The following is a 13,148-nucleotide window of genomic DNA, read 5'->3' as shown; positions in this document are numbered from 1 at the left end:
CTCCGCTGACGTCAGTAGGTTTCGGACGAACCGCTGCTGGCGATCAGCTCGACCTGCAGTGAATCGAGGTAGCGGAAGCTCTGTGGGGGCCCAAATCCCAGCAGAGCTCGGAGCGAAGCGAGGGAGACTGGCCGCTCCCACGCTCTCGGGTGCTCAACTTCGAGAAGGGTGGAGGCGTCAGCGCCTTCGAGGTATTCACCGAGGGCCTCTTCTGCGATATCGATCGCGTCCGAGTGCAGCTCCCAGACACGGTCTGGTGGCAGTTTGCTTGCCTGCTTGAGGCGCACCGTGCCCACGATCGCACGCTCCGGCGAGCTCGAGTAAAGCACGATGGTTGTGCCGGCGGGGAGGTCGGGGAACTTGCGTCTGACTTCGACCGTCTTGCGTCCTTCGAGGATTGACCTCGCGTACCGCGGCTTTATCGACAGGAACAGAGCGCGGGTCATCGTCCCTCCCATCCAGCCTGAGTTCGAATGACGTCATCGAAGAGCCCGGGTGTTCCAGTGCGTGTCGTGATGAGTGAGGTGGTGACACCGTGCTTGCGTAGTAGCGCATCGAGTGATTTTCGCCCCAGCGGCGCGTCAAGCACGTGTGTGTCCTCGAATCTCAGCACCAGCACCTTCCCGTCTTTTGCGTGCCCTTGGATCTCCCCGCCCCGGAGGACCCCCAGGGTTCGGTACCGGTCAACTGCGTCCTGCACATGCATCACTTCGGCGTCGACCACACGAGAGTGTGCGACGACGGCGCGAACTGCGCGGTGTTCAGGGGCAGTCGGGTCCTTGGTGACATACCACAGCACCCGGGTTGGGATCTCCCAGTGTTTCATCTTTGGCGCCGCGAAGTACACGAACTCGCGAGCGAGCCCAAGGGCGGGTCGATCACGGACCTGGATAAGAGTGTCGTTGAAGCCAAGGAGTTCGCGGGCATAGCGCGGCTGGATCGGCACGACCCTCACGGGGACATCCGTCCCAAGCAGGAGTTGCGGCCAGTGCCGTCGCTCATACTCCGTCACTTCCGCCGGGGTGGTAAGGGAGGCGGTCTGTGACGGATCCGGGTGGCGTGCAAGCCGGGCGGTAGGTGGCTCGGATTGGAAGCCGTCGGTGACAAGTGCGGCTCGCAACACCGGGTTCAGAGCCCCTTCCACGATCGACACGGCGCCCGCGGCTCGCTCCAACGCCAGGGCACGGAGGTACCTAGTCAGTTGGAAGGCGATAGTTCCGCCGAGCGAACCTCGCGCGACCCGCATCACCGAAACGCGGAGCGTATCGTCGGTAGATTCCGTTCCGAGAAGAGCCCAACGCCGCCCGCGATCATCGAGGAGAACCTCAAGGCGCGCCGTGGCCGGTCTCGCAAGCACCGCACGAAGCTGCTTCCGGAACACTGTCCCCTTCTCGCCGTTGCGGATGTCGACAAACTCGTCTTCTAGATCCGCGGTGACTTGATCTACGGGCTGCCAGCGCAGGCCGGCCGATTCCAACTGCCCAGAGCGGAACTCAGTCGGCGCGGACGGGGGGATAAACGCACGAAGCAAATCCACTGGACGGAGCACGTCGATGGCGTACTGTTCTCGCGCCCACTCCGCCGTGGCTGCGAGAAAGCTCTCGTCCCGTGTAACAAAGTAGTCGGCACCAGCAAGCACGGCGTCCGCGAGGTGTTTAGCGTCATTTCGGAGGCTGGAGTCTCGCTGTATCGCCGCGGTAGACATGCGCGCGACGAACTCTGCTGCGAGCGGCCTCATTGTCTCGCGTCGTCGCAGCGCGACCAGTCCCTGGAGACTGCGTTGCACCCGTTGCCGTTCGACGGGCGGTTCCAAATGATTGACTTCGACGGACACCTCTGGTGACACCGCGAGCTCAACCACATCCACCAACCAGTCCGCGGCCAGCCCCTTCGACTCCTCTCGGTCTGGGCGCTCCATCTGGTTCGAGGCATACAGGTCAATCACGACGTTCGAATCGAGCACGGCGATGGGGCGCAAGGAGTCGTAGAGGGCGCTCTCAAGCAGGTCGAGTTGCCCGATCTTGCGTGTCCAGATCGTGAGCGTCGAGCCTTTAGCTGCTCTGCCAGGGCGTTCAGCAGTCGGCGCCATGTCCAGCGATCGCCAGAAGCCGTCCATGTCGTAGTCCGACCGACAGTGCGCGGTGATCACTGCACGATCGAGATTCGCAGCGATCGCTGCGTTGACCATTGCCTTGGCGAGGCCGGTCCCACGTGCGAGCGCATCAACACAGACATGTACAAGTTTCAGTGTCTGCTGGCGCGGCGTGCTGTAGAGGAGATAGCCCTGAACAACATTGTCGACCGTACCGAGAATGAGTCGTCGCCGCGCTCCCGCCTCCTCAAACGCGGCGAAAGGAAGATGGCCGAGCGTCGTGCGGTTCTTGCGGTGCAGTTCGATTACGCGTGCGTACTCTTGGTCCGCCTGGCCGCGTGTTGCATCCCATGGATAGATCTTCACCCGCGACATAGCGCTAAGCGTAGGGGTAGGAACGTCTCCGCGGGATAACACCCCAGACCGCGTGAAGACGGAGTCATGCACCCATTGCCGTTGCCGATGCCGTGCAACTGCGCGCGATGACTGTCGCCTCCTGGCCTATGCGGCGACCGTCGTACTCCATGACTAGGAGCGACTCGCACCCGAGCCACAGTGGTCCTAGGCTCGCGCTATGGCCATCTCGGAGCCCCCGTTCGTCACGCCAACGCGGCCGAATACCCGGCCAGCCCGAACACCGCAAACTCGCGCAGAGGTGTCTGATCGTGGATAGGCGTTCTCATCAGCGCACTGCACTGCTTGCGCTCGATGTCGATGGCACAATCTCCCGGATCTACCGCGACGAAGAGCCCGCGCCGCATCAGAACGATGAAGGCTGGCGCTCCTGGATGACGGTCGACGATGACATGGTGGACGCACTTGACGACCTCGCCCAGCGACCCGGCGTGCAGGTCGCCTGGCTGACGACGTGGCCGCGTGATCAGGTCGGCTGGTTGATCCGCGAGCCGTTGCGAGGCAAGCTCATCGGCCCGTACGTGCCCTGGCAGAACTGGCCCAAGCGTGGATGGCGGACGGCGAGCCTGACATCGTACATCCGGCAGACGAGCCCAAACGCAGTCGTGTGGGTAGACGATCAAGCTCCCGAGGAGGCTGAGCAACGGCTAACCGCGATGACGGAGGTCCCGTCGCTGGTCGTCCGCCCCAACAAGTTCGTGGGCGTCACCCTTGCCGATATTGGGGGAATTGATCAGTTTCTAGCCGAGCAGCTCGGACTCTGAACGCCCGCCGGGCACTGCGGGCGTTCATTCGGCGGCTTCCTCGGCCTTGGCACGGGCGTGAGATGCGCAGAGTGCCCACACCCACATTCGGATCGTGTAGGTCCTCGCCGGCGCCCCGCATTCTTCGCAGGTCGTCGTGCTCTCCCACTCAGCGGCAAGGATGGCTTCGCTGAACTCTTGGTTGTAGTCGTAGACGTCTTCGGATGCCCGAGCGTAAAAACTGAGAGAGCCGAACTTCGATTTGACCTGCTGAACAACGTAGCCCGGAGCGATCGCCGCGAGCTTTCTGTCAAGCCGGTCGAGAAGCGGGTACCAGCCGGAGCTCACATCGATGAGCTCAGGCCAGCCAGGTTCGATGCGAGCAATGATCCGCCGAAGCCCCGGCGGAGCGTCCTCAGTCATATCGTCCCCTCCTGATTGACGTTCTCCGCTCTAGACGACTCGAATGGGCTAGTGGTGGCTCACGGGTACCTCGGCTCAATGGGAGCCTACGTACCTTCGTTCGTTTCGTCAGCCACCTCTAGCGGTTCCTCAGGCAGTACCAGTCTGGAATGCTTCGAACCGTTACGGGCAACTAGGGACGCTCGGGACTGTTGCCGCAGTCGAGAATGCTCACGGAACGCGCGCCCTACGCGCAGACTGCGCATCACGGCCCTGTCGAAGCTAATCATTCCTCGACGACGCCACTCGATAGCGGCGTGACCTCGAAATCCCGTGACCGCCCGTCGGCGCTCCATGAACTCGAGTTCTGGGAAAGGACCCGGCAATCCACCGGTGTCGGGCAGCAGGTGGGTGAAGAGTTCGGCGAACGTCGGACCGAGGCCCGTGCGGCGTCGAGTCTGCGCGATGAAGATGGCGGCAGCCAGTGCCCATTCCTCCGCGGTGTCATCGCCGGTGAACTCTTCGAACATGTACACCCATTCTGTAGGCGGCGGACTCGTGATGTCCTGCCACCAGATCGGGAACGCCTCACACATGACGCACACCATCACATTTCGCGGTCGCATGCACGGGCCGATCCCGCGGCGCGACCGCCAGTCACCGGGATGGGCAGCACACGTGCAGGGAGTAGCGGAGCAATCCGACGAAGATGATGATTGTTTCGTATGGCCTCCCAAATTATGCCATACCGATTAGGCCAAACATGAGCGCCCGGATCTAGACGCTTGGAAGGTGCGCCAGCGGAACGACGACTTGGAAGCAGATTGGGCTGCGTTCGCGCAGCGCTTCGCCACTTCCCTTCGCACTGCTCGCCACAAAGCCAATCTGAGCCAGGAAGACGTGGCCTACCGCGCCGGGCTGACCCGGTACACGTATCAGAAGTACGAGAAGGGCGAATCACGCCCCGGCCACTCGGCTAACCCGACGTTGCGAACTCTCCTGGCTCTCACCCAGGTGCTCGGCATCACCTTGACCGATCTGGTCCCGGGGAACGCTCCCGATCTTCGAAGTCGCTGAGCGCTGTTCAGTCCCCTGCGTGACCCACGGTGCATCGTCAGCCCAGCCGGGAACGATGCGCCGGGATACGACCCGAGATGCAGGTGCCGCACGCACAGCACGCTCCACGATGTCCGCTCTTCTGCCGGAGCGCGTGACGTGGCGCAGGAGAACCGCTTTCTCACGGTAGGACGCTTCCGCGACCCCCTTCTCAAATGGCGTTTTCGATACCGTCGCCCCGCTCGATTTCGGCATTCGGATCGCGGTGTACATCGCGGCGCGGTGAACCGCTACGACCGTGGCTGCGGTCGATTCCAGTTCCGCCGTCCGGCTTCCACCTCCAATGCCTACGACGAGCCCGATAAGCCCTTCGACCTGCTGGGAGTCGCTCTCGGCGAGTGCAAACAAGCTGAGCGTGACGTCAGGGTGCGTTAGCGTCACGAGCAGGTCAACTGCCGGCGCATACGAGCACGAGGCTCGGAGCCAGCGCGCGTCAGGTCGCTCTTGCCAGCTGTCGATGATCAAGCGCAGGGCAAGGTCGTATTCGCCCGTGTGCATCGTCACCCCGCGTCTCCAAAGGATTCCTGAAATCGACTGTTCGGCGCGATGGCACGCCGACGGGGTGGACAGGAGTTCATCTTCACCGAGGAAGTGCCATCGACGGTGGCGAATGCAAAACCCACCTCCCCTACTGAACACCTCAGTCGGGTTTCCGTCGCTGCATACCAAGCACGCGGAGCGAGCGCGATCAACAACTTCGCACGTGGCGCAGCGTCGAAGCATCCACCGAACGTGGTGGCAGCGCCGATACAGACGGAAGCGTGCGCGCTCCTTGGCGAAGTATCCGGGAGGCAGCGCACCGATTGCCTCAGTCGCAGATGTGAATCGAGCGTTGGTCGAGCTCGACCTGTTGGCACCAACCGTCCGCTCCAAATAGTGGGTGAGCGCGCTGAGATCGAGGGAGTTGGCGACGGCCAACCTAGCTAGGAAACCGGTAGGCGTCTCCCCGGGCAGCGGAATCACACGACAGGGAAAAGTTCGCATGCCTACCTCGACCTCAGTTCCACACGATGGTTCAGCACATGCGCCCTGATCGCCTTGACCCTCGGAAGCATGCGCCTGGCAGCGGGCGTAAGCACGCAGCCGCCTTGCGTAGCGACCGCGGACCTGCCGATCCAGAGTTCCCGTCCCTGAATCCTCAGGCTGTCGAAGATGCCGTCCACGGCGCGATGCCCTAGAGAGTGCGCGGCGACTACGCGATCGAACAGCATTGCCAGTGCGTACCCACCGAGACCCTGCGACATCAGAACGTTCGCGAGACGAGCGTCAGTGAGCCGCGCAGTGAGCGCGATTCGCCGCGGAAATTGAGGAATCTCGTCATCCAGAAGTTCAGCTGCGCACCCACCTTCGAGATTTCGCAGTCGCAGCAACTCCGCGGCCGCATCAACTTCGGGTGACCGATACGGCACACCTCGAAGAGTGAGAGTTCCATTCAGCAGGCGTTGCGCGAGCAGGTGCTTGTGCCTCCCCGGCAGGGGAATATCTCGACCGCTTCCGTGCCACCTCCGGTGTCGCACGCAGACCGGACCGTGCATACGCGCGACTGTGACCTGATCGCCTCCGGCGCACCGTCTGCAGAGAGCCACAGCTGCCGGAATCATGCGACAACTCGGGCATTCGACTTGACGCGTGGCGCCACCATGTCCACAGGCGCGACCGCCGGCTTCGCGGAACAATGCACCATCCGGAAGCCCACCTAACGCCTCGATCTTCCAGAGGGCGCTTCTCGGTGTCACCCGAATTGGGAGGGTTCGATCCTCGCGTCGCAACGCCAACCAGAGGTCCTTTTCGCCGATTGCATTTGCGGCGCAAAGCCGCGCCCAGTAGCTCGCCGCCGTTTCCCCCGGATACAGGCGAACGGAAATCGGAAGCCCGAGACGCGAGGTCATGCCGCACTCGCAGGCGTTCGCGATCGTCGCGGCTTGCTTGTGTGGAGCGTTGCGGCCGTCTGACGGCGGGCAAGGTCGCGTTCGAATGCGGCCGCATCGAGCTTCTCGGTTCCGTCGTCCATCGCGCTCAGGGCAGCGAACTGCAAGAGGTCCTTGAGCAGTCCGATCTCCCCGCCCGTCAGCGCGTGCAGTGTCGGCGCCGCGGACAGAATCGATCCTGGCCGTTGCTCTGCTAGACACAGTGAGCTCTCCATGGCGAGAAGCAGATCACCCCAGCGAGCCTTCTCCGCGGTCGAGATCAAAGGAAATGGTAAGGCCACGTGCACTTCGAATCGCTTCCCGATCTGCCCACCACGTGAGCCGTCGAGAAGTCCGGTCCCCTCAACTGCGATTCCGGCGTAGACGAACGTGCCTCCACATCGCTCAGAAAGCTGCTTGAGCATGTCGGATGCCTCGACGTTCTGCCGGTACTTCAGATCGAGGTGATGCACGTCATCGACCAAGACGAGTTCGGTGGAGCATCTGCGCAGGGCGTTCGAGACCGCTTCCAGCAGGTCCCCGTAGGTCATCCTGCCGAGAACCGGGAGACCAAGGAATCGGGCGAACTCATGCATCAGAGCTTTGGCTGAGCACTGGGCGGGTACCGCGACATACACGACTGGGAGCATGCCCGGCCCCGCAGCCGGGTGGCCGGTGTCTCGCCGCCTGCGTTCGTGTGCTCTACCGATCTCGACTAGCGAAGTGGTCTTGCCCTGGCCTGGCTCCCCCGAGAGGATCAGGCCTAGCTTCCCGACTCGTCGGTAGGCGTTGAGCATGACGCGATCCCGAACGGCTCGCTGGAAGGCTTCGAACTGCGGTGTCCGCACGAAGGCGCCTGCCTGCGAGTATTGAGCTCGTCCCTGGTTGTATAACGCGCGGTCCCCGAAGCTCATGGCCCGAAGCTCCTCGGATGTGACCGGCGCCGGGCGCTCATACGCGGTGTCAACGTGCTCGCGCCAGCCTTCCTTGGTCGCGATCTCGATCATTCGTCGATCCTCCGCCGCACCTCGTCGAGCCTGTCTCCGATGAGAGGGAAGCCACCGCTGTTAGGCCATTCCTCGGTAGAGGTGGTCTCGATGGACGAGTTGTCACCGTCAGCAGGTCGTTTCTCGTCCTCGATGCTCTTCACACTGGTGAAGTTCATCGGATCTTCAGCGATCGCTGCCAATCGAGCGCGCTCTCGCCCGCTTCGCTTCTGACCGTTGCTTCGAGGGGCCGGATTCCCTTGACCGGCGAACGCCTTGATCGCCATCGCAAGCTCGCGACGTTCAGCATCGAGCTCAGCGACATCACCGGAGCGCGACGTGCGGGCGTACCGCCAGACATCACCCAGCATCGGGAGTTCATGGACCTGATTGGACCATCTCAGAGGGATGAACTCGCCGTCCCGCTCGAGCCAGACGACGTGCAGATTGTAGGGGTCTACGCGGATCGGCCATCGGCCGTTCCGCGCTTTGTCAGGAGACTTGCGCCTCCACAGGCCTTTGAGCCGCTCGGAGTTGTAGACGCGGTTATCGATGCGCACGCCGTAGCGGTTCAGAACTCGGTAGTCCACAGGTAGCAGCGCGATGTAGTCGTCTCGCGTCAGCGGTACGTGGAGTTCGGGCACGTAAGCACGGAACGCGCGACACATCTCGTTCGGCGACAACTTGATACGCGGATGCAACGGGTCCCGCAGTCCGTCATGCGGACGATTCTGCCACTCGACCGCGATCCAGTCCTCTAGGAGCTCCTGGGCCTGTGCGATCGTCAGTAGTTCGTCGGATTCCGTGTCTGTGTCGCGACCGCGATGTTCGACGCTGCGGCCGACATATCCCTTCACGTGCTGCAGCAGCATTGAGTTGATTGCCCCGAACGCTCGCTCTACGTGCGGTTTGTCCGTTGGTGTGTGCGGCGCCGAGGTGATCAGCGAGATATTCAAGGTTTCACACGCAGCGCGGAAATGCCGCGACAAATAGTTTCGTCCGCGGTCGGTGGTGATCGTGTCGGGAAACACATACGGCTGCGCGAGACGCAATCGCTCAAATCGCTCCTGATCGATCAGTTGATCGTCAGCCCATGCCGTCGAAATCAGCTGTCGGGTCTCGCGAACCCCTTCCATACGCCGGCCATAGGGCACCAGGGCCCGTGCAAGGACAGCCACCAGGTCGACGCTCTTCGTCCCTTCGGGGCGCAGCATCGCGGCAAGAATCGAGCGAGTTGCGACGTCAAGGAGAATCGTCAGTTCGGGCCGGCCGACGGTTTCGTCATCGATCCGCAACATGACATCGATCCGCGTGGAGTCCATCTCGACCAGTTCGCCGGGACGCAGTGCGGTGCGAGTGCCGAATGTGCCGTCGGGTTGAAGCGCAAGCGACTCGCGAGTCTTGGCCGAACCGAAGGTGAATTGCCCGTGCTCGTCTGCTTCGAGAAGTCGGAAGAACGTCGCTCGGCTCGGCAGCTTCACCGCATCGCCGTGGAGACGTTCGACGCGCCTCATGATTTGTTCGATCGCTGTAGTTCGACTCACAGTCGAGGCGCGGCTCTTTCCTCCGAGTACGTGGTTGATGGCCTCGACGAGGCGTGGATCCCATGTGCTCTTGCGTGGGGAGCCTTTGCCTGCAGTGGTCGTCCCCTGCTCTCGGAACGCTTTAAGCCGACGCTCCACGGCGCGCGTGGAGACAGTTCTACTTAGGCGCACCTCCAGCCACTCGCGCTCTGCTTCAACAGCCTTCCCGACCCCGATCTCTTCTCGGGTCGCCTCGATGCGTATGCACGATTGCAGCCACGGATCCATGTCCGGTGTGATGTCCTGCACCTGCAGAGAAAGGTTCAGCAGACCTGAAGTGTCGCTAGGCACCGGTGTTGCATCATGTCGAAGCTCGTCGAGAGCGACTTCGACCTCACTTCCGTCCTCATCTCGGAGCATCGCCGAATCCTTCTCAATAAACAAGACCGAGAACTTGCGTTGACGCCACGTGAGCGACCCGCCAACTACAACGCGCATCACACGCTCCTTTGCCACACGATCGTTCTGATGTTGAGGGCTTGATCGAGATCTGCCTCGAGCGCCCCTGACCAGAGGTGCGCGTAGCAGTGTGCGAAGCCCTCGGATCCGACACCGAGCAGCGCAGCTACCTCAGCCAGGGGTAGCCCATCTTCTGGGAGCATTGGCAGTTCTTCGCTGCTCGCCCAGTCTCGGAACGGGCCCAGGAATCGGAGGTTGGCCTCGCGGACTACCGATTCCGCGTCATAGACGACATACCGCCAGCCGCGCTCAGCGGCGAACACCGCTGTCATGTCGAACTGTCTTCTGACGTCGTCCTTGATCTGAGTCGCCGGCTTGACGTCCATCAGCACGGCGTGCCCGTCGTCCAGACGCACGAAGTAGTCCGGGCAGTGCTCGCGCGGGCCGTCGGGCGTGGTCCATCGGATCCACATGGGCTGGCTGGCGATCGCAACCACGCCCGGGGTGCGGTCCAATTCGATGAGGCAGCCCCGCTCCGTCAGCGACTCGAATCCGACAGACGCGCCAAGCGCTCCCATCCAGTGGTAGCCGTCGTAATGCCGCTTGAGCCGCCAACTGGGAAAGTTCCGAACGGGATCGCCTCGTTCGAAGGGCACGCTGTCGCAGTCGACGGCGTCAAGCTCTAATTGCACGCCATCGAGACGGTACTCAACGCGAGCTCGCGTCCGGTTCGCTTCAGTGGTGGGAGGAACAGGCCACTGCTGAGTCAGGTCCATAGGGATCCAATCGACATCGACGGATACTTCCTATTCGGCAGTCAGCCTCTCTCCTGGGGAGCGGTACTGGCCTATGTCCTGAGCCCTGACAAAGATGCCCCAACTGGGGATCTGCTCACGGGCAGACTATGTCCGGCACCCAACGAGGCTGGTCGACACGCCGCTCTTCCGACACGTCTAGTGAGACTCCGACACTTTCGTGAGACTCTCCGACAGCCTTCGTGAGACTCCGACACTTTTCGTGAGATCGGACAGCCGTGCGATCACCCACCCGAACTTTCCGTGACCAAACCGTTGCATTCGTTATCTCGCCGTTATACAGTGATCACACGGTGAATGTTTGCTGTGGCACTCACCGCATGTGATTGCAGGACACTCTTGGTGCAAGGGACAAGGGCCGGTCGGGAGCCTCTCCGACCGGCCCTTTACTGTTCGCACTATCCTGTGATGATGACCGATCGCAAGCTCGCCCTGGAGGCCTGGGAGAGCCTGTTCCGCGCGCAGCACCAGTTGTTCACCGAGATGTTGAGCGACTTCGAGCACAGCGATATCACACAGGCCGAGTACGACGTGCTGCTCACGGTGACCCGCTCCCCCGACATGACCGCGCGGCTGCGCGACATCACCTCGAACATGCTGATCAGTCAGCCCAGCGTCTCGCGCCTGGTCGACCGCATGGTCACGCGAGGACTCGTGGCGAAATGCGCGGACCCCGACGACGGACGCGGTGCCCTGATCCGCGCCACCGACGAGGGTGCGAAGGCCTTCCGCGCGCTCGCCACCGTGCACGGACGCTCGATCGCCGACCGCATGTCGCGCCTGGACGCCGACGAACTGCGCGCGCTGCGCGACCTCGCGGAGAAGCTCCGCGCCCGCTGACCTCCCCTGCACAGCGCAGAGCGCCGTGCAAGGTCCTCCTGTTCCCGCTCACAACCGTCGTCTCCTCAACGCGGGCGGGCACTATCTGGCAGGGTGGGGGACGAAGGCGCGCACCACGGCGCGCTCGAGACCGCCCCCTCGGGGGGAACCAGGGAGGTCATCCATGGAGATCGCCGGAATCGTCGGCATCCTCGTCATCGTCGGAATCGCCGTCGTCGTCGTCATCGTCCTACTGCTCGTCCTGCTGCTGTTCGCACGCAGCTGGATCAAGGTCGCTCGCGCCGACGAGGCACTCGTGATCTCGGGTCGCAAGCAGAAGGTGCAGACCGCAGTCCTCTCGGCAGACGGCTCGAGCAGGTCCGAGATGTCGGAGTCGCCGGTCACGGTCATCGTGAACGGCAAGTCGCTCGTCAACCCGATCACGCAGCGCCACGAGATCATCTCGCTGCGCTCACGCCAGGTCTCCCTCAACGCCGAGGCCCAGTCGCTCGACAGCGTGACCCTGAACGTCGACGGCGTCGCGATCGTGAAGATCGGCTCCGACCCGATCCTGGTGCGCCGTGCCGCCGAGCGCTTCGCCTCGCAGGACAAGGCGATCGAGCAGTTCACCACAGAGCAGCTCGAAGGTGCCCTCCGCGGCATCGTGGCCACCCTCTCGGTCGTCGAGCTGATGCGCGAGCGCAAGAAGTTCTCCGACCAGATCGCCGCCGATGTCTCGCAGGAGCTCGCCGAGCAGGGCCTGATCCTCGACTCGTTCCAGATCAAGGGCATCACCGACAAGGTCGGCTACATCCAGTCGCTCGGTGCTCCTGAGATCCAGGCGAAGCGCCAGTCCGCGGAGATCTCGCAGACCAACGCCGACCGCGCGATCAACCAGAAGAACATCGCGAACCAGGAAGCCAACCTGATCGAGCAGACCGCGCTCGACACCAACACCGCGAACTCCAACGCCGGCATCGGTCGGGCTCGCGCCGAGGCCGAGCAGGCTGAGAACCTCGCCCGCGAGCAGGCTCAGCAGGCCGTTCTGCAGCAGCAGGCCGAGAACAAGCAGGCTCAGCTCGACGCCGACGTCAAGCGCGTCGCCGACGCGCAGCGGTATGAGGCGGAGACCCGCGCACAGGCCGAGCTGTACACCCGCGAGCGCGCAGCCGAGGCTGCCGCGATCGAGCAGGTCAAGCAGGCCGAGGCCCGTACTCGCATCGCCGAGCAGCAGGCCCAAGCTGACAGGGCACGCGCCGACGGTGAAGCAGCTGCGGCTGTCGCGAAGGCGCAGGGTGAGGCAGACGCGCTGCGGTCCCAGGCAGAGGCCGAGTCCGAAGCCCGCCGCCTGCGCGCCAGCGCCGAGGCCGACGCGATCCGTGCCGAGGGTGACGCGCGAGCGGCCGCCCTCGAGGCGGAGGCGAAGGCCATCGCGTCGAACCAGGACGCGTTCCTCTCGCAGCGGGTGCTCGAAGTGCTGCCGTCGATCATGGCGGAGTTCTCGAAGGGCTACGCCGCGATCGGCAACGTGTCGATCATCGGAGGCTCGGGCGAAGACGGCGCCTCGAACGTCGTCGGAGCCGACAGCGCAATCGCGATGCGGTCGGTGTTCGACAGCGTCCACTCGGCCACGGGGCTCGACCTCGCCGGGATCATCCAGGGTCAGGCCGTCGGTCGCGGCATCGGCGAGGGTGTGGCTGCGGCCGCCGCTCCTACGCCTGCGCAGACGCGGGTTCCGAACCCGACCACTCCGCCGCCGCCTGCAGCACCGGCGACAGACACGGAGTAGTCCCCGCCACACGAAGACAGCGGATGCCGCGGCCCTTCCGCTCGCGGCATCCGCTGTCTTCCGGCCAGAATGCCGGTTCTGAC

General features: G+C 63.4%; 13 protein-coding genes. 4 read left to right on the top strand and 9 right to left on the bottom strand.

The genetic code is table 11. The features are described 5' to 3' along the window. Positions 1–11 precede the first annotated feature (11 nt). Together F6W70_RS12800 and F6W70_RS12795 are read right to left on the bottom strand one after the other, a co-directional pair. A complete protein-coding gene (locus tag F6W70_RS12800) occupies positions 12–446 on the bottom strand; it encodes an ASCH domain-containing protein (RefSeq protein WP_151486926.1) in 435 nt (144 codons plus the stop codon). After that, complete coding sequence (locus F6W70_RS12795) at positions 443–2,467, bottom strand: hypothetical protein (protein WP_151486925.1); 2,025 nt, start codon at positions 2,465–2,467, stop codon at positions 443–445. The genes F6W70_RS12800 and F6W70_RS12795 overlap by 4 nt, the downstream gene beginning before the upstream one ends. Before the next feature lie 290 nt (positions 2,468–2,757). Between F6W70_RS12795 and F6W70_RS12790 the strand changes: the two genes are divergently transcribed. Then, entirely contained in the window at positions 2,758–3,270 is a 513-nt protein-coding gene (locus F6W70_RS12790) for an HAD domain-containing protein (RefSeq protein WP_151486924.1), read from the top strand. A gap of 24 nt (positions 3,271–3,294) precedes the next feature. Here F6W70_RS12790 and F6W70_RS12785 read toward each other — a convergent pair whose 3' ends face one another. After that, entirely contained in the window at positions 3,295–3,672 is a 378-nt protein-coding gene (locus tag F6W70_RS12785) for a hypothetical protein (RefSeq protein ID WP_151486923.1), read from the bottom strand. 86 nt (positions 3,673–3,758) lie between these two features. Further along, complete coding sequence (locus tag F6W70_RS12780; protein WP_151486922.1) at positions 3,759–4,181, bottom strand: hypothetical protein; 423 nt, start codon at positions 4,179–4,181, stop codon at positions 3,759–3,761. 262 nt (positions 4,182–4,443) lie between these two features. On the opposite strand from F6W70_RS12780, the gene F6W70_RS12775 reads away from it, so the two are divergent. Next, a complete protein-coding gene (locus F6W70_RS12775) occupies positions 4,444–4,728 on the top strand; it encodes a helix-turn-helix domain-containing protein (RefSeq protein ID WP_205802387.1) in 285 nt (94 codons plus the stop codon). Here the strand turns inward: F6W70_RS12775 and F6W70_RS17835 are convergent. The 5 genes from F6W70_RS17835 to F6W70_RS12760 form a co-directional block, all read right to left on the bottom strand. Continuing rightward, positions 4,609–5,271 (bottom strand): hypothetical protein, encoded by a 663-nt coding sequence (locus F6W70_RS17835; protein ID WP_164743609.1) that lies wholly within the window; start codon positions 5,269–5,271, stop codon positions 4,609–4,611. The two genes, F6W70_RS12775 and F6W70_RS17835, sit on opposite strands and share 120 nt — an antisense overlap. A gap of 482 nt (positions 5,272–5,753) precedes the next feature. Continuing rightward, entirely contained in the window at positions 5,754–6,656 is a 903-nt protein-coding gene (locus F6W70_RS18045) for a TniQ family protein (protein WP_363512367.1), read from the bottom strand. After that, positions 6,653–7,681 carry an AAA family ATPase gene (locus F6W70_RS12770; protein WP_058631472.1) on the bottom strand — a complete coding sequence of 343 codons (1,029 nt, stop codon included), beginning with the start codon at positions 7,679–7,681 and terminating at the stop codon, positions 6,653–6,655. The genes F6W70_RS18045 and F6W70_RS12770 overlap by 4 nt, the downstream gene beginning before the upstream one ends. Beyond that, positions 7,678–9,681 carry a TnsB C-terminal domain-containing protein gene (locus F6W70_RS12765; protein ID WP_082682575.1) on the bottom strand — a complete coding sequence of 668 codons (2,004 nt, stop codon included), beginning with the start codon at positions 9,679–9,681 and terminating at the stop codon, positions 7,678–7,680. The genes F6W70_RS12770 and F6W70_RS12765 overlap by 4 nt, the downstream gene beginning before the upstream one ends. Next, a complete protein-coding gene (locus F6W70_RS12760) occupies positions 9,681–10,418 on the bottom strand; it encodes a TnsA-like heteromeric transposase endonuclease subunit (protein ID WP_058631474.1) in 738 nt (245 codons plus the stop codon). The genes F6W70_RS12765 and F6W70_RS12760 overlap by 1 nt, the downstream gene beginning before the upstream one ends. A gap of 450 nt (positions 10,419–10,868) precedes the next feature. Between F6W70_RS12760 and F6W70_RS12755 the strand changes: the two genes are divergently transcribed. Together F6W70_RS12755 and F6W70_RS12750 are read left to right on the top strand one after the other, a co-directional pair. Beyond that, positions 10,869–11,297, top strand: a complete 429-nt coding sequence (locus tag F6W70_RS12755) for a MarR family winged helix-turn-helix transcriptional regulator (RefSeq protein ID WP_151486921.1) — start codon at positions 10,869–10,871, stop codon at positions 11,295–11,297. Between the two features lie 163 nt (positions 11,298–11,460). Next, the gene (locus F6W70_RS12750; protein ID WP_151486920.1) at positions 11,461–13,065 is read left to right on the top strand and encodes an SPFH domain-containing protein; all 1,605 of its coding nucleotides are present in this window, start codon (positions 11,461–11,463) and stop codon (positions 13,063–13,065) included. Positions 13,066–13,148: the final 83 nt, after the last annotated feature.

Source organism: Microbacterium maritypicum (assembly GCF_008868125.1).
In the GTDB taxonomy this organism is placed as follows: domain Bacteria; phylum Actinomycetota; class Actinomycetes; order Actinomycetales; family Microbacteriaceae; genus Microbacterium; species Microbacterium maritypicum.
The sequence above is the reverse complement of the archived record's forward strand: the minus strand, read 5'-3'. Positions and strand labels throughout refer to the sequence as shown.

Coding starts and splice junctions, on each gene's coding strand:
- F6W70_RS12800 (WP_151486926.1), bottom strand. CDS start 446: ATGACCCGCGCTCTGTTCCTGTCGATAAAGCCGCGGTACGCGAGGTCA.
- F6W70_RS12795 (WP_151486925.1), bottom strand. CDS start 2,467: ATGTCGCGGGTGAAGATCTATCCATGGGATGCAACACGCGGCCAGGCG.
- F6W70_RS12785 (WP_151486923.1), bottom strand. CDS start 3,672: ATGACTGAGGACGCTCCGCCGGGGCTTCGGCGGATCATTGCTCGCATC.
- F6W70_RS12780 (WP_151486922.1), bottom strand. CDS start 4,181: ATGTTCGAAGAGTTCACCGGCGATGACACCGCGGAGGAATGGGCACTG.
- F6W70_RS18045 (WP_363512367.1), bottom strand. CDS start 6,656: ATGACCTCGCGTCTCGGGCTTCCGATTTCCGTTCGCCTGTATCCGGGG.
- F6W70_RS12770 (WP_058631472.1), bottom strand. CDS start 7,681: ATGATCGAGATCGCGACCAAGGAAGGCTGGCGCGAGCACGTTGACACC.
- F6W70_RS12765 (WP_082682575.1), bottom strand. CDS start 9,681: ATGCGCGTTGTAGTTGGCGGGTCGCTCACGTGGCGTCAACGCAAGTTC.
- F6W70_RS12760 (WP_058631474.1), bottom strand. CDS start 10,418: ATGGACCTGACTCAGCAGTGGCCTGTTCCTCCCACCACTGAAGCGAAC.
- F6W70_RS12755 (WP_151486921.1), top strand. CDS start 10,869: ATGACCGATCGCAAGCTCGCCCTGGAGGCCTGGGAGAGCCTGTTCCGC.
- F6W70_RS12750 (WP_151486920.1), top strand. CDS start 11,461: ATGGAGATCGCCGGAATCGTCGGCATCCTCGTCATCGTCGGAATCGCC.